General features: G+C 36.8%; 22 protein-coding genes. 10 read left to right on the top strand and 12 right to left on the bottom strand.

Features of this window, described 5'->3' with window-relative positions:
- Positions 1-7: 7 nt before the first annotated feature.
- From murA to rho, 4 genes are read right to left on the bottom strand one after another with little or no spacing between them, the layout of a single operon-like run.
- Positions 8-1,258 (bottom strand): UDP-N-acetylglucosamine 1-carboxyvinyltransferase, encoded by a 1,251-nt coding sequence (murA, locus tag ACMAZI_RS11950; protein WP_115361513.1) that lies wholly within the window; start codon positions 1,256-1,258, stop codon positions 8-10.
- Complete coding sequence (locus ACMAZI_RS11945; RefSeq protein ID WP_412474141.1) at positions 1,251-2,135, bottom strand: N5-glutamine methyltransferase family protein; 885 nt, start codon at positions 2,133-2,135, stop codon at positions 1,251-1,253. Before ACMAZI_RS11945 ends, murA begins: the two co-directional genes overlap by 8 nt.
- Before the next feature lie 11 nt (positions 2,136-2,146).
- A complete protein-coding gene (prfA, locus tag ACMAZI_RS11940; RefSeq protein ID WP_115362293.1) occupies positions 2,147-3,211 on the bottom strand; it encodes a peptide chain release factor 1 in 1,065 nt (354 codons plus the stop codon).
- Between the two features lie 27 nt (positions 3,212-3,238).
- Positions 3,239-4,486 (bottom strand): transcription termination factor Rho, encoded by a 1,248-nt coding sequence (rho, locus tag ACMAZI_RS11935; protein ID WP_115361517.1) that lies wholly within the window; start codon positions 4,484-4,486, stop codon positions 3,239-3,241.
- A gap of 213 nt (positions 4,487-4,699) precedes the next feature.
- Here rho and ruvX point away from each other — a divergent pair, with 213 nt between their 5' ends.
- From ruvX to ACMAZI_RS11905, 6 genes are all read left to right on the top strand, one after another.
- A complete protein-coding gene (gene ruvX / locus ACMAZI_RS11930; protein WP_115361519.1) occupies positions 4,700-5,158 on the top strand; it encodes a Holliday junction resolvase RuvX in 459 nt (152 codons plus the stop codon).
- 33 nt (positions 5,159-5,191) lie between these two features.
- Positions 5,192-6,247: an endolytic transglycosylase MltG gene (gene mltG / locus ACMAZI_RS11925; RefSeq protein WP_115361521.1), complete on the top strand. Its 1,056-nt coding sequence runs from the start codon at positions 5,192-5,194 to the stop codon at positions 6,245-6,247.
- Positions 6,248-6,260: 13 nt separating this feature from the next.
- Positions 6,261-7,358 carry a FliG C-terminal domain-containing protein gene (locus tag ACMAZI_RS11920; protein WP_115361524.1) on the top strand — a complete coding sequence of 366 codons (1,098 nt, stop codon included), beginning with the start codon at positions 6,261-6,263 and terminating at the stop codon, positions 7,356-7,358.
- Positions 7,359-7,486: 128 nt separating this feature from the next.
- A complete protein-coding gene (locus ACMAZI_RS11915; RefSeq protein ID WP_115361526.1) occupies positions 7,487-9,040 on the top strand; it encodes a hypothetical protein in 1,554 nt (517 codons plus the stop codon).
- Positions 9,041-9,180: 140 nt separating this feature from the next.
- Positions 9,181-12,810, top strand: a complete 3,630-nt coding sequence (locus tag ACMAZI_RS11910) for a hypothetical protein (protein WP_120404233.1) — start codon at positions 9,181-9,183, stop codon at positions 12,808-12,810.
- Between the two features lie 335 nt (positions 12,811-13,145).
- A complete protein-coding gene (locus tag ACMAZI_RS11905) occupies positions 13,146-13,517 on the top strand; it encodes a TraR/DksA family transcriptional regulator (protein WP_115361530.1) in 372 nt (123 codons plus the stop codon).
- Positions 13,518-13,591: 74 nt separating this feature from the next.
- On the opposite strand, the gene ACMAZI_RS11900 is transcribed toward ACMAZI_RS11905, so the two are convergent.
- Positions 13,592-13,810, bottom strand: a complete 219-nt coding sequence (locus ACMAZI_RS11900) for a hypothetical protein (RefSeq protein WP_133296928.1) — start codon at positions 13,808-13,810, stop codon at positions 13,592-13,594.
- Between the two features lie 292 nt (positions 13,811-14,102).
- On the opposite strand from ACMAZI_RS11900, the gene ACMAZI_RS11895 reads away from it, so the two are divergent.
- The gene (locus tag ACMAZI_RS11895; RefSeq protein WP_115361534.1) at positions 14,103-15,251 is read left to right on the top strand and encodes a S8 family serine peptidase; all 1,149 of its coding nucleotides are present in this window, start codon (positions 14,103-14,105) and stop codon (positions 15,249-15,251) included.
- A gap of 10 nt (positions 15,252-15,261) precedes the next feature.
- Here the strand turns inward: ACMAZI_RS11895 and ACMAZI_RS11890 are convergent, their stop codons facing one another.
- Entirely contained in the window at positions 15,262-15,924 is a 663-nt protein-coding gene (locus ACMAZI_RS11890) for a hypothetical protein (RefSeq protein ID WP_115361536.1), read from the bottom strand.
- Positions 15,925-15,987: 63 nt separating this feature from the next.
- Between ACMAZI_RS11890 and lnt the strand changes: the two genes are divergently transcribed.
- Positions 15,988-17,439: an apolipoprotein N-acyltransferase gene (gene lnt / locus ACMAZI_RS11885; protein WP_115361538.1), complete on the top strand. Its 1,452-nt coding sequence runs from the start codon at positions 15,988-15,990 to the stop codon at positions 17,437-17,439.
- Here the strand turns inward: lnt and ACMAZI_RS11880 are convergent.
- Positions 17,436-18,401 carry a KpsF/GutQ family sugar-phosphate isomerase gene (locus tag ACMAZI_RS11880; RefSeq protein WP_115361540.1) on the bottom strand — a complete coding sequence of 322 codons (966 nt, stop codon included), beginning with the start codon at positions 18,399-18,401 and terminating at the stop codon, positions 17,436-17,438. The two genes, lnt and ACMAZI_RS11880, sit on opposite strands and share 4 nt — an antisense overlap.
- Positions 18,402-18,466: 65 nt before the next feature.
- On the opposite strand from ACMAZI_RS11880, the gene ACMAZI_RS11875 reads away from it, so the two are divergent.
- A complete protein-coding gene (locus tag ACMAZI_RS11875; RefSeq protein WP_133296929.1) occupies positions 18,467-18,985 on the top strand; it encodes a hypothetical protein in 519 nt (172 codons plus the stop codon).
- On the opposite strand, the gene ACMAZI_RS11870 is transcribed toward ACMAZI_RS11875, so the two are convergent.
- From ACMAZI_RS11870 to ACMAZI_RS11850, 5 genes are all read right to left on the bottom strand, one after another.
- A complete protein-coding gene (locus ACMAZI_RS11870) occupies positions 18,982-22,170 on the bottom strand; it encodes an efflux RND transporter permease subunit (RefSeq protein ID WP_120404232.1) in 3,189 nt (1,062 codons plus the stop codon). The genes ACMAZI_RS11875 and ACMAZI_RS11870 overlap by 4 nt on opposite strands.
- 117 nt (positions 22,171-22,287) lie before the next feature.
- Positions 22,288-23,079 (bottom strand): class I SAM-dependent methyltransferase, encoded by a 792-nt coding sequence (locus tag ACMAZI_RS11865; RefSeq protein WP_115361547.1) that lies wholly within the window; start codon positions 23,077-23,079, stop codon positions 22,288-22,290.
- A gap of 27 nt (positions 23,080-23,106) precedes the next feature.
- Complete coding sequence (locus ACMAZI_RS11860; protein ID WP_115361549.1) at positions 23,107-23,481, bottom strand: DUF6165 family protein; 375 nt, start codon at positions 23,479-23,481, stop codon at positions 23,107-23,109.
- Position 23,482: 1 nt separating this feature from the next.
- Positions 23,483-23,974, bottom strand: a complete 492-nt coding sequence (gene greB, locus ACMAZI_RS11855; protein WP_412474140.1) for a transcription elongation factor GreB — start codon at positions 23,972-23,974, stop codon at positions 23,483-23,485.
- Complete coding sequence (locus ACMAZI_RS11850; protein WP_115361553.1) at positions 23,964-24,431, bottom strand: low molecular weight protein-tyrosine-phosphatase; 468 nt, start codon at positions 24,429-24,431, stop codon at positions 23,964-23,966. Before ACMAZI_RS11850 ends, greB begins: the two co-directional genes overlap by 11 nt.
- Before the next feature lie 49 nt (positions 24,432-24,480).
- Between ACMAZI_RS11850 and def the strand changes: the two genes are divergently transcribed.
- The gene (gene def / locus ACMAZI_RS11845; RefSeq protein WP_120404231.1) at positions 24,481-24,993 is read left to right on the top strand and encodes a peptide deformylase; all 513 of its coding nucleotides are present in this window, start codon (positions 24,481-24,483) and stop codon (positions 24,991-24,993) included.
- The last annotated feature ends 18 nt before the right edge of the window (positions 24,994-25,011 follow it).

The following is a 25,011-nucleotide window of genomic DNA, read 5'->3' as shown; positions in this document are numbered from 1 at the left end:
TATCTCCCTATTCGTTTACTAATTCGACATGGGCCCCGAGTTTTTGAAGCTTCTCTGGTAAATCTTCATAACCACGTTGTAGGTGGTAGACGCGATCAATCTTCGTTTCACCATAAGCACAAAGAGCAGCAAGAACAAGAGCAGCTGATGCTCTTAGATCTGTACACATCACAGGAGCTGCCGTTAGAGGACGTCCACCTTCAATAAAGACCGAACTTCCCAATTGCTCAATACTTGCACCAAGACGTGTTAACTCAGGTACGTGCATGAAACGGTTTTCAAAAATATTTTCAGTCACAAGAGAGTTCCCTTCAACAACAGTTAGAAGAGCAACCATCTGTGCTTGTACATCTGTTGGGAAACCTGGAAATGGCTCAGTTATAACTTTTGATCCTTTTAGAGATGAAGGATATGTCTTAACGTAGTTGTCACCAATTTCTAACTTAGCTCCCATCCCCTGAAGGTTTTCAAGAACATTAAAAAGGTGTTTTGGATTAAAGTTTTTTACAGTCATCTCAGACTTAGTCATTAATCCACCAATAATATAAGTTGCCGCTTCAATACGGTCACCTATTGCTTGATAAGTTCCGCCGTTTAATTCCTTCACTCCATCAATAACAAGGCGAGACGTTCCAATCCCAGAGACTTTTGCACCTAGAGAGTTTAGGAAATTTGCCAGATCATCAATCTCTGGCTCCATTGCTGCGTTTTCAATAATAGTTTGTCCGTCAGCAAAAACACCGGCCATCATAAGATTCTCAGTGGCACCTACTGATGGGAATTTTAACTTAACAAGTGCACCTGTTAGATGATCAGTTTCAGCAAAGACAAAACCATTTTTCATTTCGATCTTCACATTCATCTTCTCAAGATTGTCTAAGTGAATATCAATAGGACGTGTCCCAATAGCACAACCACCTGGAAGAGAAACCTTTGCCTTTCCAAGGCGTGAAAGAAGAGGACCTAGAACAAAGATAGAAGCACGCATTGTTTTTACGAGCTCATAAGTGGCCTCATGTGAGCTTAGTGAAGAAGCATCAAAAGTAACATTCTTACCATCTCTATTACATTCAACTCCCATCATCTCAAGAAGCTTAAGCATTGTATTAATGTCACGAAGCTTTGGAAGATTTGTGAGAGTCACTTTCTTATCCGTTAAAAGAATTGCCGCTAAAATTGGTAGGTATGCATTCTTAGCAGGAGATATCTCAACCTCTCCAGACAGTCTCGCTGGGCCTTTAACTATGATTTTATCCATTCTTTCTTCCTTTTAAAAAACGATAGCGATCAGTATAGTCCTTGATTAACTCAAGTTCGCCAAAGTTATATTCCCCTAAGATATCTTTTAATCTTTCCAGATGCAATTCACTACCTTCCATAATGAACAGCCCGCCATTTTTAAGCTTTTTCTGTGCCTGATCAAAGAAAGTTTTAAACCAATTATCGTAATCCTGATCTTTTAAGTAAAGGGCCAAGTGAGGTTCAAATGAATGAACTTGTCCATGTACTTCACTTAAGTCAGCATTTTCTTTGATATAAGGAGGGTTCGTAATAATGATATCCAGATCTCCTGGAATATTTTCCATACGATCTGATTGTTGAAATTTTAATTTTACTGTTTTTGGATAACGGTAGCGATGAAAGAATTTATTTGCACGAGCAACATCCAAAGCCTTCTCACTAATATCACTTGCAATGATCTCGGCATCAATTTCACCAATCTCCCCTGCAAGACTTAGCGCGATGGCACCACTTCCCGTACCAATATCCGCAATCTTTATATGATCTAATCTATTCTTTCTAATGTAATCGGCCGTCCACTCCACCATGATCTCAGTTTCACTGCGTGGAATGAGAACACTTTCATTTATGTAGAATGAGGAGCGATAGAAGAATGATCGATTGCTAATATATTCGAGGGGGATTCCTTGCTTAACTTTTTTTAGAAATTCTTCAATGACACCCTTATTTTCAGAAATGTAGATGTCATCAAATTGTGAATCGAGAATACGACAAAAGTTTTTCAGCTCTAGCTTTAACCTTCCTAAGCTTATTCCAGGGTAGTTCGCCTCTAAGAATTGCTTATTCTCATTATAGAAAGAGCTGATGTAGTCGCCGAGAGTGGTGAAGCTCACACAACTCTCCTTTATTCCTCTTGGCCTTTAAGAAGTTCTGCTTGATTATGAGCAATAAGTGCATCAATAACAGGAGCAAGATCTCCTTCAATAATCTTATCAAGAGAATAAAGTGTTAGACCAATACGGTGATCTGTTAGACGCCCTTGTGGAAAGTTATAAGTTCTAATTCTCTCAGAACGATCTCCCGTTCCAATTAGTCCCTTTCTTTCCGCAGCTTCTTCAGCATTCTTCTCTTGAAGCATCTTATCGAAGATACGAGCGGCAAGAATCTTCTTTGCCTTCTCTTTATTCTTAAGTTGTGACTTTTGATCTTGGTTATAAACCGCAATTCCTGTCGGAATGTGAGTCATACGAACCGCTGAATCTGTTGTGTTAACGTGCTGTCCACCTGAACCAGATGCACGCATAACTTCAACACGAACATCATTCATATCAAGTTCCCACTCAAGATCATCTGTTTCAGGCATTACTGCAACTGTGATAGTTGATGTGTGAACGCGACCTTGTGATTCAGTCTTTGGAACACGTTGAACTCTGTGAACCCCTGATTCATATTTCATTTTTGAGTAAACTTTCTCTCCTGAGATTGAGAAGATAACTTCTTTAATCCCTTCGTCATTTTCAGAAAGTGATTCGATTTCAACTTTCCATCCAAGTGCACGAGCATAGTTTTGGTACATTCTTAAAACGTCAGCTGAGAAAATCGAGGCCTCGTCCCCTCCGGCACCGGCACGAATCTCAACCATACAGTTTTTATTATCTAAAGGATCTTTTGGAAGTAGAAGAAGTTTTAACTCCTCCTCTAAATCTGGAATCAATGGCTCGTTCTCATCGAGAACTTCTTTTGCCATCTCTTTCATATCAGGATCACTTTCCTTAAGCATCTCTTTTGCTTCGGCAATATCCTCTTTTATTTGCTTATATTTCTTATAAGCAACAACAACGTCCTCTAAGTTTGATCTCTCTTCAGAGATTTGCTTAAATTCAGTTTGTCTTTCATATAATGTAGGGTCTGCCATTTTTTCAGTTAGTACTTCGAAACGTTGTACTACTGAATCAAGCTTATCAAACATACTCATTTAAAATCCTTTTTACTTCAATTAACTATTCATAGACTCCATGAATTCGTTATTTGTCTTAGTCTTCGTCAGTCTCTGAAGCATGAACTCCATTGCATCAATTGTACTCATTGGGTGAAGTACTTTTCTTAGAACATATGTTCTTTGAAGATCTAGTGGCTCCATAAGAAGGTCTTCCTTACGAGTCGATGATCTATTGATATCAAGAGCTGGGAAGATACGCTTTTCAAGAAGCTTTCTATCAAGTTGAATTTCAGAGTTACCAGTACCTTTGAATTCCTCAAAGATAACTTCATCCATTCTTGAACCTGTATCAACAAGTGCAGTAGCAATGATTGTAAGTGATCCACCGTTTTCAATATTTCTAGCAGCACCGAAGAATCTCTTTGGTCTGTGTAGAGCATTTGAGTCAACCCCACCAGAAAGAATCTTTCCAGATGGTGGAACAACTGTATTATATGCACGGGCAAGACGAGTAATTGAATCGAGTAGAATAACAACGTCTTTTCCAGCTTCTGTTAGACGCTTTGATTTCTCAAGAACCATCTCAGCAACTTGTACGTGACGATTTGCTGGTTCATCAAATGTACTTGATACAACCTCAGCATCAACGTTTCTCTTCATATCTGTTACTTCTTCTGGTCTTTCATCAATTAGAAGAACGATTAGTACGGCTTCCGGATGATTTTCAGTAATTGCATTGGCAACATCTTGAAGTAAGTGAGTCTTACCTGCTTTTGGTGGAGCAACGATTAGACAACGTTGTCCAAAACCTTGAGGAACAAACATATCAATCATACGAGTTGAATAATTTGTTGGATTATATTCAAGGTTAATTTTCTTTTCAGGATAAAGAGGCGTTAAGTTATCGAAAAGAACTGTCTTCTTGTGAGCTTTTGGATCTTGATCGTTGATCGTACTTACTTTAAGAAGTGCAAAGTATCTTTCATTATCTTTTGGTGGACGAATTTGTCCCTCAACAGAGTCACCTTTTTTAAGAGAGAATTTTCTAATCTGGCTTGGAGATACGTAAATATCATCGGCACCTGGTAGGTAGTTATATCCAGGAGACCTTAAGAATCCGAATCCGTCTGGAAGAATTTCTAAAACACCGTTTCCGAAAATCTCTTGTTTATCTTTTGCGTGGGCCTTAAGAATAGCAAAGATTAGCTCATGCTTCTTCATACCTGCCGAGTTTTCAATTTTAGCTTTTTCGGCAAGCTTGTTTAAGTCCTCAATTTTCTTTTCTCTCAATTCACTTAAATGCATAAAAAGTTTTACTCCTGAAAATATATGAATTTGAATATCTGAATATTAGTTAGAATTGCCTCTAGTAAGTCGGCCCATTTAGACATGGACGATGTAGATTAATTTCATTGGTAATGATTTTAGTAGATAAATTCATCATAAACTGTCACCCCTTGCTAGTCAAGCTAACATTGGCGTTGACTTTAAGCAGCAAAAAGCGCATAAATACCTAATATGAATGAATTTTCAAGCTATCCAAAATTTAATGAACTAAAAGGCCTCAATATTCTTTCCATCGATTATGGAGAAAAAGTTATTGGCCTTGGCTTCTTTTGTCCCGGACGAGAGCCATTTCCAATTGGAGCAGGTCGTATCATTAACAAGGGTTTGGCCCACTTTTATAAAGAGCTTGAAGCTATCATTGAAGACCTAGTGGTTGAAGTTATTGTCATGGGAATTCCCTACTACGTCGATGGTAACGAAAGTGATAAGACGAAAGAGCACAAGGCATTATTTAACGCATTAGTTGAGAAATTTCCTACGATAAAATTCTATCAGCAAGACGAAACTCTTACGACTAAGTCCGCCAAAGAGCGCATGGAAAATTCTCCAGAGTTCAATTTTCAATACGATCCAACAAAAATTGATGAGCTCAGTGCTGTTATCATTCTTGAAGATTTTATCCGTAGTTAAAATTCAAAGAAGATAATTTCACAAAGTCCAAAAATGAGATATCCTATTGTTATGACAAAGAAACATTTATTTATATTTTTGGTGCTGGCACCAGCGTTCGCAATTACACTTTTAGTGGCACACACTTATTACAATATTTATCATTGGGGATATTCTGGCCCACAGACAGAATTTCAAATAAATAGCGGTGATACATTTGGTACAATCAATTACCGTTTGGCCCAAGATAAATTGATCTATTCTCCTCGCCTATTTCACCGTTACGTGAAATTTGAAGGGCATCTAACAGACTTTAAAGCAGGTCGCTACGTCATCCCAGAAGGGATTACAATGAGTGAACTTCTAAAACTTTTAATAAGTGGTAAAAGCTTAACTGTAAAAGTCACGATCCCTGAAGGATATAACCTTTTTCAGATTGCCAAAGTCTTAGCAGATGAAAAAATCGTTGATGAAAAGGCTTTTATTAAGGCCGCAAAAGATAAGAAATTAACACAAGCATTTGGGATTCCTGCAAATCGCATGGAAGGTTATCTATATCCTGATACTTATCAATTTCATGAGAAGATGGAGCCAAAGGCAATTATTGAAAGTATGTATAGTAACTTTAAAGATAAGATTAAAGACTTAGACTTTTCAAAAGTTAATTTAACGAAGCATCAAATTGTAACTCTTGCATCGATGGTAGAAAAAGAAACTGGTGCTAAGTTTGAGAGACCTACAATTTCTGGTGTTTTCCACAATCGTCTAAAAAAGAGAATGCGTCTTCAATCAGATCCAACAACGATTTATGGAATCTGGGAAAGCTATAACGGAAATATTAGAAAGAAACACTTAAGACAGAAAACTCCTTATAATACTTATAAAATCTCAGGCCTTCCTGTTGGCCCAATTGCTAATCCAGGTTATGCGGCCCTAAAAGCGGCACTTAATCCAAAGACTCATCGCTATCTATACTTTGTTTCTAAAAATGATGGAACTCACGTTTTTTCTGAGACGTATAAGCAACATCGAGAGGCCGTAAACTTCTGGCAAAAGAATCGCGCAAATAGAAAAGGGCGAAGCTGGCGTGATTTAAATAAGAAACAATAGTAAGGAAGTATAGATGAAGTTATGGTCATCATTTGATCAAGATTATATTTTAAAAAGGCTTACTTCCCTTTACGAAGAAGGTGTTACAATCAACTTCTGGCAAAGCAATGACGATGTCAGAGAAGATTATCAAGCAAAGTTCACAGGTGTAACAAGTGAGAAGTGCTCAATTAAGCTTACTGCTGAAACAGCTCCTCTCTACACTCGTATTGCGCCTTTATCACCAATCTTCTTCCACTATCCAGCTGGTGACTTAATTTTTAAAAAAGATATTTTTAAATTAGAAAATGGTGGTATCTCATTTAAAACGCCAAGTGAAATACGTTGTCGAGATCGTCGAAGTGTCGAGCGCTTCAATTACAAGTACCCTGACTATAAGAATATCTCTTACACTCTTGAAGATAGTGAAGAGATTATTAATGATATTATTATCGATATCTCTCTTAGAGGACTGGCCTTTGTCATTGATGCTAAAAAGAAAGATAAGTACCAACTTGGGACAAAGATTTATATTCGATCAATCACAGACCAAGAACTTCCAACAAAGCATGAGGCAAAAGTCGCCTCTGTTAATCGCTACCATGTAAAAGGAGAAGGGTTACAAAATCACCTCTTACGTATTGGACTTGAATTTACTCAAACACTTGAGTCTGTAACCTATGACTCTATTGGATCTCTAGTTAAGAAGAGACAAAATAAGCTTAAAGGATTTGATACCAAATTTTTTAACGGATTAAATCCAGACGACTATGAAAAGCAACTTGCTGTTATTTATAGTAAAAACCCACAGCTTGCGGCCAATATCAATGAATCCGTTGAAGACATCGATCGTCTTCGCTATATGACAATTGATATGAAACGCGAGTTCTTCTTAGAATTTAGTTTAGATCTAATGGCATGTGCCCTTCGCATGTCTTCAAAAGAGCTTATTAACGAATTATTATCTGAAGTAACAGATGGTGTTCGTGAAGAATTCCTTGAAAAGTACGACCAACCAAAGCCGGCCTCGGCAATTAATAAGGCCCAAGATGAGCTTCGAAAATTTATTCGTGAAAAAGAAAAAGATGGCTCATTTGTCCTAAGTCCTAAGTCTTTTGTGAAATACGTCTAAATATTGGCATAACTAGACTTCCCCAAGTACATAAAGAACTGAAATCACGTAACTTTTTAAAATAGACTAACTAAAGTTTATTATTAGTTAAGACGATGAATATTAGTATTAATTTGTGGGACATAGCTATGAAAAAGTATCTAAATTTTTTAATTTTGATCTTACTTTTGGCCTTCACTTCATGTGGAGCTAAAACTTCAAATGTAGCAGTAAAACTACAAGGCTCATTCTCACAAGTGGCAGGACTATTTGAAAATGGTGCTGTAATGATCGCAGTTGGTGGACCAAGCGACAAGCCACCTCTTCTCTATACTGTTCCACTTAATTCAGCATCTTTTGATCACACATTTGATAACGGTATTTGGAAAATTATGATTCTTGGTTGGGATGGTGCCACACCAGGTGAAACGATGAAAGGAAATCTCTACTGCTCAGTTGTGAACAATGTTTCTTTCCCAGATCAAAGCACCCTTAATTTTAATCTTAGCCAAGTTGATACAGACGCAAATTTAGTTGTCGATCCAGGACATCCATGTGGAGCATTTATCGATGGATTACAAACTGTAAAGTATGCTTCAATTTGTGAAACTGAAACTTGTGATTCTGGTAACTACCTTAGATATAATAATACTAATCTATCTCTTAAATTTGGAATACCTTTCTATGAAGGACCTATTGATAAGCATTCAATTCTAACTCAAGCACGATTCACCAGTGAAATGAACGAATGTTATAGTGCTGCCAATAGTAATTTGATCGACGGGGCAGACTATGCAAAATTAGATATTGATCTTGCTGCCACAGGGATTACACTTCCATTTAGATTAACAGGTGGGTTTCACCTACCGATTCGAATGGAAGGATATGAAGACACTGTTGATAATACGATGGATTGCTCTAAAGGCTTTAACAATGCGGTTACCACAATTAACAGCATTGGTGAAGTAGACGCTGCAAGTGGACTACCGAGGCACTGGAGTGATGGAACAAAGTTTATCTACAAAATGCCGTTATCACCATTTGCAATAACAGGCCTACCTACTAATTCAATAGTTAGAAATTTATACGAAGTCGTTGATATTAATGGCCCTTACAATGACGATAATTACGGTGACGGTATCATTTCATATACATGTGACTACACATCGACAAGTGTCTCAACACCTCAAGTATGTCCTGCGGCCTCAACTATGATAGAGTCTGGTTATTTTTCATTTGATTCTACCAATGGCCAAATCATATTAGATGGTACGACTTATCCACACTTTGCGATGGGAAGTCAAATCACATTTAATATCGTTGCTAATTACACTGTTAATAGTACCAATTACTCTGAAAATAAGTCTTTCACTATTGGCTTTGATCCGATTTGGGGACTTAATTATACTCAGGCCCAAGGAACACTTGGAAGTCTTAATAATACTGATCAGACTAGTAATTTCATTGATCTTACCAATATGGCCGACTCTCAGTTAAATATTACAGGAGTGGATATTACTGGTAATACCGGTGAAACAGTCGTTCCTGTCGTAATTATTTCAAGCTGTACGAATGGTTCTCCTTGTCGAGTTGAGCTAGATGCTTCTGCTGTGACGACTTCGGCAACTGGTAACGTAAACATCCATCTAGAAAGTGGTGGTGATGTCACGACTGAAACACTCCCCTATAATTTCGTACCTTAATTGGCCCATAATTATGCCAAACTCGAGAAGTGTTCGAATTACAAGTAGCTAATATTAGATAATATTTAGAGCGTTCACTACTTAACATTAAAATTAAATTAACCGATAAGAGTATTGGATAGTAATGTTTTGGGGAACGTATGCACCGTAAATTCATTAAAGCTTTAGGATTAGTTTTTCTTTCAACTCTTCTTTTTACATCTTGTGCAAAGAAAGCATCTAATACAACTGTGACGATTTCAAAATCATCTTTCTTAGTTGGAGATCTCAGTAACACATTTGATGGTGGAGTTTTAATTATTGGAAAGAATCTCGATTCTAATCAAAGTTTTCAACTCGCACTTGACCCAACATCTCCTTCAACTATTGATATCGAACTTCCTTTTGGTACATACGATGTCAAGGCCATTGGTTGGCATGATGGAGCAACTCCAACAAAGATGAAGGGAACTAGATACTGTAGTCAAATAACCTCTGTCGTTGATCAAAATGAAACTCCAATGCAGCTAAACATGACACAAGCTACTTGTGCAAGTTTAACAAACCTCAATATCTATGACGGTACAACAAATAACGATTTTAATATTGAAGCATGCCATGGTGTTGTCAAAGTACCGGGACTTGGAGAAAGAGATAGTTGTGGCGAAGCAGGAAGTATTGCGAGGTCTCTAAAAGTTAAATACCTAAGTATTGATGCGGACGGAAACTTAAACAACGCACTCTCTCTTACTTCAGAATGTGTTGATGTCTATGCTCCAGGAACAGAAAACGAAGAATATTTTCAATATAGAGTTTCAGATATATCTGATATTGTTCAAGGAGAGGCCGGATATAAAACTCCAATAGAAGTCACTGCGTATCGGTTACCTGGATGTCCTGTTGGTGGAGACTCCGTTACACGACGTCCACCAAGACCTGCTGATATACCTAATGATAAGTATTTTAAAATCAAAAAAAGTGATGCTGGATTAGACTTTATGATAGGAATTAATTCTTGTAATTTTCCTGGCGCACTAACTGCTGCACCTTTTGCAAATGGTGCGGCCATAACAAAAAATTCAAATGTCATTTGTACTGTAAATCAATTCAATGAAATCGCAAATTATCCAGATAAAGAATTTATTATCGGTCAAACGATAGACTTTGGTGGAACGCCACCAACAACAGCTTCTTCAACACACTTTTCAGGTTATATTGAAGGAGATATTTGGATGTCAGAAACGAATATTCCACATATCAAAGGTCTTCCAGGGAGCTTATTTTTCTCACTTGGAAGTAATGTTCTCGACTATTCAGCAGGTATAGAACATTTAAATATTGATGTTAGCTCTATTACAGATGGTCCTGTTATTGCAAAAATGCTCAAGTATGATTCAGAATTCTATAGCATCAACCTTACTGGCCACATGACAAACTCTTCACCATCTTTTATTCCCGATGGAACAAGTATAGGTGATACTTGTGGTGCTCTATTTAACCAAGTTTACTATACTGGAGCAGGGTCTCAAGTTTATGCAGAAGTTGACTTTGAAAAAATAACATTCTCAAATTTCAAATTAACATGTAACGGGTTATCTGGAACTAATGCTAATTATATTGGTGGACTGATTGGAGCGGCGACTTCAGGAAACACAGAGACAGCAACAAATAGAACCTTTAGATTTGATCGTATTGAAGGCGATATCTTTATTGAAGTCGACTCTACAAATGCAAACCAATCAATTGGTGGTCTCATTGGCCTTTCTGAAAACCAAACGACAATTGATACTTGGTCTAACAAATATTCAATTACAAATACTTTTACTTCAAGCCCTCCTCGAATAATTGGAGGACTCCTTGGCCAACATCAATCAACGGCCGCAAATTCAATGGGTAAACTTCATTTAAATGATAATAATATTCATACAAATATCTTAAGTAATCTTGGATATGGGGCCATTCAAGGAGCAGGAGGACTTGTTGGAAAAGTTTTTAATCCTGATGAATTATATATACGTGGTTCAATAGTAACAGGAAACATAAATACGAATTTAAAAAATGCTGGTGGAATTATAGGTCATCTCTATTTTGAATCAAATACCAATTCTGCAAGTATCCAAACAACTTTAAATAATGCAACAGTACTAGCAGATGGAAGTGCAGGAGGTATCATTGGAGGATTATCAATAGATAACTTTACCAATGTATATCTTTCCACTGTAACAAACCGAGGACAAATTACAGGAGCTATAGGTTCAAGTTCGAATGAGGGAGTTGGAGGTATTGTTGGAAGCCTCCTAAATTCAACAGCAGGCTCATCTCTAAGTATCAGCACCTCTTCTAATAGAGGAAGTATCTCCTCAGTTAAAGGTCACTCAACAGTTAATGCAGCAGGCTCTATCGTTGGCCTATTTAATACAACAGCACTAAACTTCTCTGCGACAGGTGTTTATGCAGATATTTCAGATATAAAAACAGCAGGAGCTTCAAGGCCCTACTTTATCGGTTTTATTAACGATCTGACTTCTGCAAATATTTCAACAAACTTTTATTTAGATGAAGTTCTTTTTTCCGGATACACAAGTACTTCTCCTTTGAGTGAAACTCTTACTTACTACGGTGATAATACAAACCAGTATGCTTTTACATATGGAACTTTTGGTTCAAGTCCATTTCCAGCATCACTAAACGATCACCCTCTCTACACACTAGCTGGAGATTCAAAACTTGATCTATTTCTAAATAAATATATGCTCTTTGACTCAAATGGGAGATCCATTATAAATGGATCTGAAAGTAGCCCCTTCTTAATTAAAGCTAAGTCGGATATTGGTTTTGTGAATACTTCAATTGGCGCAAAGTTCTCATGGCGACTTACAACGAATATTGATATGGGTGGAGACTTCCTTCAATTATCACCTACAAACACACCATTTGAGGGAGACTTTGATGGAAATGGATATACTATTTCAAACTTCACTAATGATTACTCTGTCTTATCAACATTAATGCCTAATAACGGAATCTTCCCTCATGTTAGCTACGGAAGAATTAAAAACCTCAATTTAAAAGGTGGAAATGTTACTTTTAAATGCTCTCCTATGACTTACAACGGATCAGGAGTTTTAATTGGGCAACTTTCAACATCTGGACAATGGGACGGAAATGGAGACCCACAACTTTTCAATCTCTCTGTTTCTAATACAAATATAACAATGCCGAGCGGAAGTGATTGCAAGGGCGCCTCACCTTTTATTGGATATTTTAATTCAGATAATGGAGAAGATGCTGCTCGTTTTCAAAACATAAGTATCATAAATAATACGATTGATGCTAGTAAGTCTGCTGGACTCGTCGGTTACATCTACCTACCTTCAAGTACAACATTTCCATTTAAGAATGTTGAAGTAGTAGGAAATAAATTTATTGGTGAAAGTGTTACGACTTCAACTTCATCAAGCGCCTTCTTTGGTGCTTCCATTGCAAGTGGGATATACACTTCTTATGAAAATGTTCTCTTTATTGGTGATGTCAACGGAGATAATCCTGGTGCTATTACAAACGATGAAAATCTTGCGAATTTAGGTGCTTCAACAGATTCTCTAATTAGTAATGCCTATGCCTTCTTTGATGGCGGCCAGTATATTCAAGGAACTGCCTTTACAAATAACGGTGCAACAAGCTTAGCCGATATTGGAACGACATCATTTGATGACTACTTTATTCACGATGCTACAGTAGGCACTGTACGCTTAGACCGCGAGTATATAACAGAAGAAATTTATGATTAAGATGCCATGATAAATTGGCAGAAATAGCGAGGACGCGTTCAGCGTCCTCTTTTTTTATCCGGCAGAACTTACCGATTTCATTAGCTTAAGGAAAATTTACTAAATAATTCCCACCGCATGACGATGTAAGCCTACAATAGACAGCCAAAGCTTTTGTCTCACTAGATTTTATAGGAAAAAGACAGAGGTTTTGAGGCAACTATTTAATATAAATTTAAAGCAACTATTGCCCATAATAAAAATTACTTTTGAGCTAAATAAAATCAAGGGTAAAATTAATAGGAAGGCAATTAGAAAATCTTTGCTTGTTTTACTTCGTTAAGGAGGAGGACTAAATGGAAGCTGAAAAATTGGAACATTTCAAAAAGAAACTACTAGCGGCTAAGGCGGAAATTCTTAACGGTGGTATTCTGACGAGTACAGAAGATTTAAAGATGTCAACGGATGACCTACCTGATGAGGGAGACGTTGCCAACGCAGTTATTAATCAACAGGTTACATTCAATATGAGAGCCCGTGCTATGCACAAGCTTCGTTTAATTGAAGAGGCCCTTCATCGCGTGGAAGACGGGACTTATGGTCACTGTGAAGACTGTGATGAGCCAATCGGTGCTAAAAGGCTTGAGAACCAGCCATGGGCCGAATTATGTATCACTCACGCTGAAGAAAGAGAGCGTGAAGAACAACACATGCGAAGAGTCGGTTAAGACTTTTTACATATTCCAAATGTTAGTAATAAAAGCCTGCATACGCAGGCTTTTGTTTTTCCTGTCTCCTAATCTTAGAAAGCAATACTTTCATCTACATGAAACTTCTCTTTCTTGATATAGACAAATTTAGAAATATCCTTCCTCAATATCTTTTTGATTTTCTGATTGGTTTTAATGATCTCATTCACTTTTGGACTAGTGGGAGATGACACTGTGTTGTTAATTGGCGCGACAATCATAATGTAAGCAAATAAGAAAATGCTAATTGATAATGTCCATATTGTTTTCACTAAACTACCCTCCATGGTAACTTCTTCTACGTTCATAAATAAGCACATGAGATGCCAAATTTTGGTATAATAATTTCGGTGACTTACTATAGTAGAGCGATGAACACGGTGGCTTTTTGGCCTTCTTTTAGGACACCACTAAAACAAAAGTGTATAAGATTTTGACACCTATCTATAAACTATCCATACTGACTATAGGTGAACAACTTAAGTAGGTAGAATCACTATATTAGTGTTGGCATCAAGCCTGCATTATATATAGTGAGTTTGAGTTTAGACATAAGGAGCACTCTTGAAACTTAAATTAAACCTAAAATCATTCCTACTTATTTCAACATTAGTTGCATCTTCAACTTTTGCACAAGATTCTGGAAAGAAGCTAACTCTTGATCAGTTAAGAGCACGTGTTTTCAAAAAAGAATATCAAAGCACAACGACAAAAACTGATGTACTTCACTCACGTTTTTCAAGCTGGGGTGTAAAGAACTCTTTTGATAAAGGTTCTATTAATCTTCCAGGTGCACTGAAGAAGCTACAAGCAAAACAAGATGTTGTTGTTGCTGTTATCGATACAGGAATTGATCCAACTCACCCATTCCTTAAAGACAACTTATATGTACCAAAAGGACAAGCAGGTCTTTCAAACTTTGGATTAGATTTTTCTAAAGGTGCAAAGAATGTAAAGACTCCATATGATAAGAACCGTCACGGAACTCACGTTTCAGGTATTATCAAGTCTGTTTTTCCAAACGTTAAGATTCTTCCTCTTAAGTATTACAACAGAAATGCTTCTGGGAAAGACAACTTAAATTCAACGATCAAGGCCCTTCGTTATGCTGTTGATCTTGGTGTTGATATTATTAACTACTCAGGTGGTGGACCAGAGCCAGATTTAGAAGAATTAGAAATTCTTAAAAAGGCCGAAAGAAAAGGTATTATCGTAGTAGCTGCTGCTGGTAACGAGCAAGAGAATATTGATAATTCAAAGTCTGCTTACTACCCAGCAAGTTATAAGCTTTCAAATATTATTACTGTAACTGCACATAACCAATCAATGCAAATCCTTAACTCTTCTAACTGGGGTGTTGAGACTGTTGATGTATCGGCTCCAGGTTATAAGATCAACTCTGCTATTCCAACTCAGAGAAATGGTCTTCTAACAGGAACATCTCAAGCGACTGCATTTGTTTCAGGTGTTGCAGCAATGCTTAAAGCTGGCTACCCAGGACTTACTGCTAAGCAAATTAAGAAGATCATCTCAATCACTGCTAAGAAAGAGATTACTTTTAATGGAAAGGTTAAGTCTTCAGGACGTCTAGATGCGACAGCTGCAATTGATTTAGCAACAAAGCTTAATGATAAAACAAACGGTCAGCTTGCAAAAACAAGAGCAAGTAGAAGAGATGTTGCAAACACTCCAAAAGTAATTATCAGAAAATAATTTTCAAATACTAGATGGCCCTAAAATAGGACGTAAGCGCAAGGGTCATACTAATCAAAAATACCGCCACAAGCATTCCATAAAGCACATAAGAAACCTTAAAAACTCCCATCATTTTATAATTAAAGAAGTTCTCGTATTGCTCCTTAGTACTTTGGTCTTTAGACTCTCCTATTGCGGCCTTAATTCGCTCGTACAAAGAGAATTCTTCAATACCTCTTTGAGCGTATGGATGCCAAATCTCTTGCTCACTAACTCCAGAGTTCATCATCTCAATGACAATATCTGCGAGTTCTTGAAGATAAAGAGGGCGCAGTTCATCTGATTTTGATGCTTCACTGTAGAAATAGTCTAAGAGATTATTATAGCGACGACGTACTTTTACTAAAAACTTCTTGAACTTCACATCACCTTTAAAGATTTGTGGGTTCTCCATTTCTAGAGGACTAAGAGTTTGCCAGTACTTTTCACGAAAAGTGTAAAAGCTCTTCTCCCCTAAAGGTGAGCCAAGGGGATTAAAAGATAAATCATAATCACACATTTGGCAGCGATCATTTTTAATATTATCGCTATTGCACTTAGGGCAAGTTATAAGATGCACTTCCTGTGCAAGTACTTCGTCCTTGAAGAGATGTTGATGTTTTTGTACGTCGTTTAGAAATTCTGTATCCATAAGAATATTGTAATTTCATAAGGTTAGTATTGGCAAATGTTAAATCATATATAACAATAGAGTATGATTGGAATTCTTAAGCACAAATTTGCTCTGCCCGTACTGCATGTTCTTGCAGGAATTATTTATGCTTTAAACTTTCCCTTTATTGGTGAATTCACAATTTTTCCAACCATATTCATTAGTGCGGCCATCATCTTCTATGGCCTAGATAAAGAAAGACGCTTCAAATTCAATCTCCTCAATATCTTCTTATTTTGTTGGGGTTATAATTTAGCAGGCTACTATTGGTTAATGTTCACTTTAAATGAATTTGGTGGACTATTTTTTCCATTTAACTTTCTAGTATGGCAGCTCTTCTCTTTAGTGATTGCACCACAATTCTATCTCTTCTTAATCATCTTCTACTTTTTAAGAGATCGTATTAAGCTGGAAAGTTTAATCGGTGGCATCTTCTACTGCCTAGTATTTGTGATACTTGAGATATTTACACCACAGCAATTCCCTGCTCTCTTTGGCCATCCTTGGCTTAAGATTTCACCTTATTTAAAACCAGCAAAGTATTTAGGTCAGCCTTTTTATAGCTTTCTGACTCTTTATATCGGACACCTTATTTTTAGTTTTTCAAAAAAGAGGCGTCTTCCATCCTTTGCGGCCGTGGCCATCCTTGTTCTCTTATCGGCCAATTTTCTTATGGGGCCGATTAAAAATGAGCTCAACAATGAACTTAATATTCGTGTTGTTCAAGGAAATATAGGAAATGATCTAAAACTTAAGTCGGAGCAAGGAGTTCGTCTTGCCGCTTCAGAGGTCGTTAATATCTATAAGTCGATGAGTCTAAATGACGGCATTGATAAAATGGACTTAGTCATTTGGCCTGAGACTTCATATCCAAGATTTGTTTTTACAAAACTAAATAAGAAAGTGAATGCTGAACTAAGTGAGCTCTTTATAAATTCAAATTCAAAGTACTTTATTGGGACTTATGATCTAGCATCTACAAAGCCAGATGTTTTAGAAAATACATACAATGCTACAATCTTGGCATCAAAAGATGGCGATATTGAGCAAGCCTACCACAAACAGGTTCTTATTCCATTTGGTGAAGGTCTTCCATTTGGCCCATTAAATAAGTATGTGGCCCCATACCTCACTAATGTTTCACTTTTTGCTAAAGGTAAATCTTTTACAAATTTTAAAGTGAAAGATAAGGGATTCATTTCCCTAATCTGCTATGAAGTACTCTTTCCTCGTTATGTCTCAAAGTATTTAAACGCAGTAAAAGAGCGCGGAGAAAAAGTCGACTTCATTGTTAATGTAACCAATGATTCATGGTATGGGCCTTACTCAGAACAGGAACAACACCTATTTCTTGCAAAGTGGCGTGCGGTGGAATTTGGACTTCCAATCATTCGCGCAACGAATACTGGAATCTCATCAGTAATTCTCCAGGACGGAAGTGAGTTAATTCGCACTAAGAATTTCGAACAAACTAATATGGACTTTAAATTCTAAAAGCCTTCTTTTAAAAGGTCGTGCATGCGGATGAAGCCTTCAAATTTACCATCAGTAATTACTGGTAGAACGTAAATTTTATTTTGCTCCATAAGTTTTAAAGCATCCATTGCAAGCTCATTAGAAGTGATATACTTTGGCTCTTTTGTCATGATTTCAGAAAGTGGTTTTTCAAGAGCATTCTCTTCTTTTGCAATAGATCGGCGAATATCACCTTCAACAAGTATTCCACTGAATTTGTTATTATCCATTACTGCAAGAGCACCTAGAGGCTTATTAGTCATCTCTAGAACAGCATCTTTTAATAGCTTTTCTGAAGTTAGAATAGGACTTTCTTTCAATGGCCACATGAGATCGCGAACTTTCATCGTTAATGACTTACCTAGTTTTCCACCAGGGTGATTAATTGCAAAGCCTTCCTTTGAAAGCCCTACAAATTTCTCATAGGCAACTGCAATAGCATCTCCCATAGCAAGAGCAACTGTTGAAGAAGTGGTTGGAGCAAGGTCATTTATACAAGCTTCCCTTTCAACAGAGCAATCAAATGCAATTCCACATTCCTTTGCAATTGCTTTTGATAGGTCTCCAACAAGAGCAATTCTATGGTCTTTGTGAATGCGAAGAAAAGGCATAAGCTTCATGATCTCACTAGTTGTTCCCGACTTTGATAAGAAAATAATGGCATCATTCTCACTTGTTCTTCCAAGATCCCCGTGAAGGGCCTCAGTTGGGTGAAGGAAAATTGAACGCAGCCCCAGAGAGCTAAATGTTGAAGAAAGCTTTTCACCAATTAGGCCAGACTTCCCAACACCACAAAGAACCATTTGGCCCCCTTTAGCGTGAAGGAACTCAAAAACATTTGTTAACTTGTTGCACATTTGCTCATCTAATAAGCCGATAACTCGGTTTATTGAGTCTGCTTCAAGTTTCAATACTTCCTTCATTTGACTAAAATGGTCCATTATAACCTCATTGTGTACCAAATTTTCATTCTCGATCGAGTGTATGACTATGTTATTATAAATATATGAAAATGTTAAAATTAATCGTCATCTTTACCCTACTTTTTAGTTGTAGTTCATATGAACAATTTGAACAATTAGTTGAAGAATCAGAAATGCCAGCTAAGACCTATAAGGCCAATTTCAATCAGACTTGGCAGGCCGTCTTAGAAATTATGCAACAATATGATATTTCAGTAAAAAACCAAGAAGCTGGGACAATTAAGACACGTTGGATAAATAACACGAGTCAGGTTAATTTCTCGGATGCATTTGGATCAAAAGAGATGGTTAAGGCCGCTCAATTTAAACTCGTTATCAATGTCATTAAAGGATATCGAGGAAAGAGTGAGGTTTCTAAAGTCTCAATCTATCGTCGCCAAATGATTGAAAAAGACTTTCTTCAAGGTTGGAGGGTTGTAAGATCTGATGGAATCCTTGAAAAGACGATTCTCTACCGAATTGATCGTATTCTAAAAAGAGAGAAGATGATCAAAGGTATCGAAGAACAAAAGGCCCGCGAGGCGGAGAAAGAGTTATTCTAATGAATAACGCTTTCTTCCTCTAAATTTTGATTTACGAGAACAATATCCTCTTCAACTTCAATCGTATCATCCATATAAGAATCTCTTCTTCTTAGAATCTTACGGCTAAAGAAAACCATAAAGTCTCTCTGCACTAGAAGCATACACGGTAAAACGACAAGAGTTAGAACCGTCGCAAAGAGTAGACCCCATCCCATACTCATGGCCAGACTCTTAGTGAAGCCAGCATCTCCACCAATTGCATAGGCCATTGGGAAAACACCACCTAGAGTTGTAATACTAGTTAGAATAATAGGTCTTAGACGGCTTGCTGCCCCATCAATAATCTCAGGGCGGTGAAAGCTAAACCAGTCCTTACGATTCTCATTTATCGTTACCACAAGAAGAAGACTATCGTTTACAACAACACCGGCCATACCGATAATTCCAATAATGGCCATTAAGCTAATATCTAATCCCTGTAGGTAGAATGCCCAGATAACACCAATTACACCAAATGGAATTGCAGTACAGATTAGGATCGGTTGCATAATACTTCTAAGAACAATTGCTAAAATGAAGAAGATACCAAGTAGTGCAAAAGCAAACTTTTTGGCCATGGATGCCTTATTCTTACGAGACTGCTCATCTGCATCCTGAGCGTTAAATGTTAAATCAGGATATTTCTTTGAAAGCTCATCTGTAACAAGTTTTACTTTGTTAATTAAGACTTCTTTTTTAATCACTTCTTTGTCAAAAGGAAGATCAACAACAACTCTTCTCATAAGATTTGAGTGCTTAATCACTGACTGCCTCTTCTCCTTCTTCCAAGATCCAAGCTGAGAAGCTCTAATGATATTTCCATTAGAAAGAACAACCGGTAGTTTTCCAAGATCTTTAAAATTCAATTCATCACCGTCTTTTACATATGTGTAGAATTTAATCTTACGATTACCTACTGCATACTCATAGACCTCATTCTTATTAATGAATTGCACTAGTTGATTTGAAACCTGAGCTAGAGTTAGGCCCCTTGATTGGATTTCATTCTTCTTTGGTGTAAATATCCATGCATCTTTAAATAGAGAGTCGTCTAGATCGACTGACTTTATCCCCTCAATTTTTAGATCTTCAATTGTCTTCTTTGTATCAGCAGTTACTTTCTCCACGTTAAATGGAGTTTGTGAACGAATTGTTACCTCAACTAGGTTTTCACGACTTTCATCATTTCCACCCTTAGCTATCTTCACTTCTAATCGGCTAAAGACACCTGTCTTTTGAAGCTTATCAAGCTTATCTTTTAAATAGGCTTCGACATCCTTCTTATTAGCTTCCACATTATCATCTAGCTGAGAAAAAGATAAACGGTAACTAAAGTATTGCGGGCCAACTTGTTTTTTACCATTTGTATAATTCTGACCTACTGTAATTTGATAATTCTTATATTTATCCTTATCAATACCTTCCATGATCTTCTCGACTGGAGCTAGTTGCTTATAAGTATCCTTAAGCCCCTTCGTCTCTTTTAACTCTCCAATAAACTCTACAGACTCTGAAGAGATACTTAGATTGAAGTTAAAGTTGATATTCTTACTAGCAAAAATCATCGAAGCGATCATGATAACCACAAATGAAGCCAGAACGATATAGCGCCACTTTAAAGAGAACTCTAGTAGCTTCACATATCCTCTTTTAAAGCGTTGAAAAACGCTAGACTCATGATGAATATTGGCCTTTGAAACAAAGTGATGTAAGTGATTTGGAAGAATAAAGAAACTTTCAAATAAACTTAAAAGAAGTGCTGCAAACACAACGACAGGAATGGCCAGTAAGATATTTGACATCGAATCTTTTCCTACAAGGATAGGAGTAAATGCGATAAGTGTCGTTGCAACTGTTCCACAAATAGGCTTCCAAGTAGAAAGTACTGCTCCAATAGCAGCATCTCGTGAAGAGGCGCCCTTTTCTAAGTTTTGCATATATTGTTCAGCAATAATAATTGCATCATCAACAATAATTCCGATAACAAGAAGTAGACCAACGACAGAAATTAGATCAATTGAAATTCCAAAAGTATCAAGAACTGTAAAAGTGAAGAAATACGCTAAAGGCATTCCTAAAGAAGTCATTAGAGACGTTTTTAATCCTAGGAATAAAAAGAGAGTGATAACAACGAGGATAATTCCTAAAAATGCATTTGATTGAAGAGCATTAATTTGTCTCTCAATAAATGCAGGGCCATCCTCTACACTAATGACATGTAGCCCTTCTGGAGCATTTTCATTAATTTGAGCAACTTCTTTTTCTAATACATTCTTAAGTGTAATAGAGTCTGCTTCAGTATCTTTGAAGATATTAAAGCTGCTTGAACGCTTTCCATTTGTATAATACTCTCTCGTCTTCTTTGGTAGTCTGTACTCAAGAGAAGCAATATCTTTTAGCCTAAGGGTGTGGCTAGAATTATTTGATCGAATAATAATATTATTTAGGGCCTCTAGATCATATTCGTTATTTTCTATCTCTACAGAATATGTATCACTTCCCTTAGTAATTGAACCAAGTGGATAAATTCTAAAAGTATCATTGATCTTTCTATAGATATCAGCAGGAGAAAGACGATAACGAGCAAGTTTTTCTTCATTTAATTGGATATATAAATTCTTTTCAGCGTTGTAATTATCAACTCTTGAGACTCCATTTACTCTTTCAAGCTGCTCCTTAATTTTAAGCATCCATTTTTGGTGAGTATCATTTTGTTCATCAAAGTTTTCAATTGCATAATAATTAAACCAAGATTCAGTCTGTTTAAGGTGGCGTACAACAATATCTTCCGTCTCACTTGGAAGATCTCCACGTATATTTTCGATTGCATCTTTGATTCTTGATTCTAACTCAGAGATATCTTCGTAATCATCTTTTACATTAACGTTTATTTTCATGTAGCCTTGTTGTGAATTCGACCAAATCTTATCGATTCCAGCACTACCTTTAATGGCACGCTCAATTGGATAAGTGAGAAACTTTTCAACTTGTGATGGCCCTGCTCCAACAAGAGTTGCAGTAATTTGAATCCTCTTGGATGCCCAATTAGAAATAAGATCTCTTTTCATATGACTTAATGAAATAATTCCAAATAGAATCATCATGACACTTAAAAGATTTACTAAGAAGCTATTATCAACGAAGTATGATACGAGTTTTTTCACAAGCTACTGCCTTATTTAATAAAATAATAAACAGTAGCTTCTAACATTAAGTATGTGAATAAATTAGATTTTTTGAATAAATGATCGAATTTACATGACCTAAGTATTTAAAAATACTTAGTAGGCCATGATATAAGTCACCCAAGACTCACAATTTTCTTCATCATTTGATTGGTAGAAGTTTCCGTCCCCTGTTCCGTCATCGTCCTCACCTTCCCAGTAAGTAACAACGTTCTCGAAACCAGCATCCTTCATAATGTCTTTAATTTCACCAACTGACCAATGTCTCCAATTATAAGAGAAAGCTTCACGGTAAAGCTTATTATCGTGGTGAGTTTTAAAATGAATATAATATTGTACTTCTTCTGTAAGAGGATTGTAGCTATCGCAATCCCAGAAGTATGTATGGTCTTCGTGCTCAGTCTCTTCTTCTAGTTCTTGGCGACATTCTTCTCCACCAAAGATATCAACCATGAAGATACTCTCAGGGCCCATATTCTTTTTTACTTGTTTGAAGTAATTTAAAAGAACATTTCTTTCTTTAAAAATGAAATATGAGAAGTTAAATGCAACAGTAACATCTGCAGTAAAGTCATAATCATCAAGAACATTTCCACGAATATAGTGCATACGTGTTTTTTCTTCTTCAGTTAATCGAGAGTAATGATTTTCGATACCATAGGCCTGTGGTTCTTCATCAAGATCAATTCCCCAAGCTTGGCGATCCTTACCTTCTTTAACCCAGTCACAGGCCATTGCAGCTGTTCCACCAAAGTCTTCACGAAGTGTCTTTGGCTCACGACCAAAAACTTTCTTATATTCTTTGTTAATAAATTCAATATCAGCTTCATGATTTTGAACTGACTTTTCATACAATTCGTACTTTAAATTCGTTGGAATTTTACTCATTCTCTCTTCTCTTTTTTATTTTAAAAATTACTTGTAAGACTTTACTTCTTTAATGCCAGAATTGTAACTCATATTGATTGAATTTTTAACCTTAAATCTCAAATCATTTGTCACATAGACACTACGTGCCAGAGAAATAAAACCTTCACCAAAATCACCCTCTTTTTCTTTAATTCGGATATCATCTTCGATCACCCAAAGCTTTTCATTTATCTCTTTAAGCTCACTCATATACTTATCGAGACCTTCTAAGTTGAGCTCATTTAATCGTTTGGCCAATTGATCATATTCTTGTTGTGCTAGCTTCACACGCTCCGGATCTTCAATTCTTTCTGTTTTAATCTTTAGGATTGTCATCTTATCCACAAGCTCACCTAGCGATACTGGACATTCAATAATCATATTACACCTCGATATCAATATATTTAATTTCCACAATTGTGTATTCAAAATCTTCTTCAGGAGCCTGAACAATGACATCATCCCCTTCTTCTTTTCCAAGCATTGCTCTTGCAATTGGAGACTTCCAACTCACAAGTCCACGAGTTGTATCAACTTCATCGACTCCAACGATTGAATATTTTCGCTCACGACCCTGCTCATCCTCTAAGGTCACGGTCGCACCAAATTGTACTTTTTCAGCTTTTATTTCAGTTGGATCAACGACATTTGCCGCATTAATTCTCGTATTGAGAAAACGAAGTCTTCGATCAATCTCACGGAGTCTTTTTTTTCCATATTGATAATCTGCATTCTCAGATCGATCACCAAGTGAAGCGGCCCATTTTACAGTGGCCGTCACTTCAGGACGTTCTACCTTTGTTAAATGCTCATGCTCATCCTCAAGTTTCTTCAAACCTTTAGGTGTAATGTAATTATCTTTCTTAATTGCCATAGCGTCTAAGGATCTCCTCGACTCCATTTTCCACTAAGTTTAAAACTTCTTCGAAACCTCGTGCTCCACCATAGTACGGATCAGGAACCTCTTCATAAGAGGCATACTCTCCCGTGCAATAATCACAGAATAACTCAACTTTCTTCTTTTGCTCTTGATTTGGATTTAACTCTAAAATATTGCGATAATTTGACTTATCCATCGCAAGGATCAAATCAAATTTTTCAAAATCATCCTTATTAAATCCACGGGCAGTACTCGTAAGTAAATAACCGCGACGAAAAGCATGCTCTCGCATTCTTTTATCGGCTGCTTCTCCAGCGTGATAGGCACTTGTTCCTGCTGAATCCACTTCAATTACAGACTCAAGCCCCTGTTCTCGTACTTTATGAACAAGCACACCATCGGCAGCAGGGGAACGACAGATATTTCCAAGACAAACAAATAAGATTTTCATAATAGAATTATGATAGAATCATTGGTGAAAGTAAATCGAAGGATTTTTCATGACAGTACAAAAGATTAGAACAATGGGTGATCCAGTATTAAGAGAGATCACACAAGAATTCACAAAAGAAGAAATTTTAGCTCCTGAAACAAAAGAGCTCATTCAAGATATGCAAGATTCGATGAAAGCTGCTGGTGGAATTGGAATTGCGGCACCTCAAATTGGAGTTTCAAAAAGAGTTACAATTATTGATGTCCCGGAGGAGTCTCGCTATGAAGAGGCCCAAGCTAGTCAACGAATGATAATCTTTAATCCAAAAATTGAATTTTTAACTCAAGAAGAAGATGGATATTGGGAAGGTTGTCTATCTGTGCCAGGCCTAAGGGGTTTTGTAGAAAGACCAAATCATATTCGCGTATCTTTTCTTGATGAAAATGCCAAAGAAGTTGTGATTGAAGCACAAGGATTTTTGGCCACAGTATTTCAACATGAGATCGATCATTTATTTGGAAAACTCTACGTTGATCAAATCAAAGATATAAAACAATTAGTTTTTGAAGAAAATTTGTAAGTAAAAGGGCCCGAAACC

Source organism: Halobacteriovorax sp. YZS-3-1 (assembly GCF_047084945.1).
GTDB classification, from domain to species: domain Bacteria; phylum Bdellovibrionota; class Bacteriovoracia; order Bacteriovoracales; family Bacteriovoracaceae; genus Halobacteriovorax_A; species Halobacteriovorax_A vibrionivorans.
The sequence above is the reverse complement of the archived record's forward strand: the minus strand, read 5'-3'. Positions and strand labels throughout refer to the sequence as shown.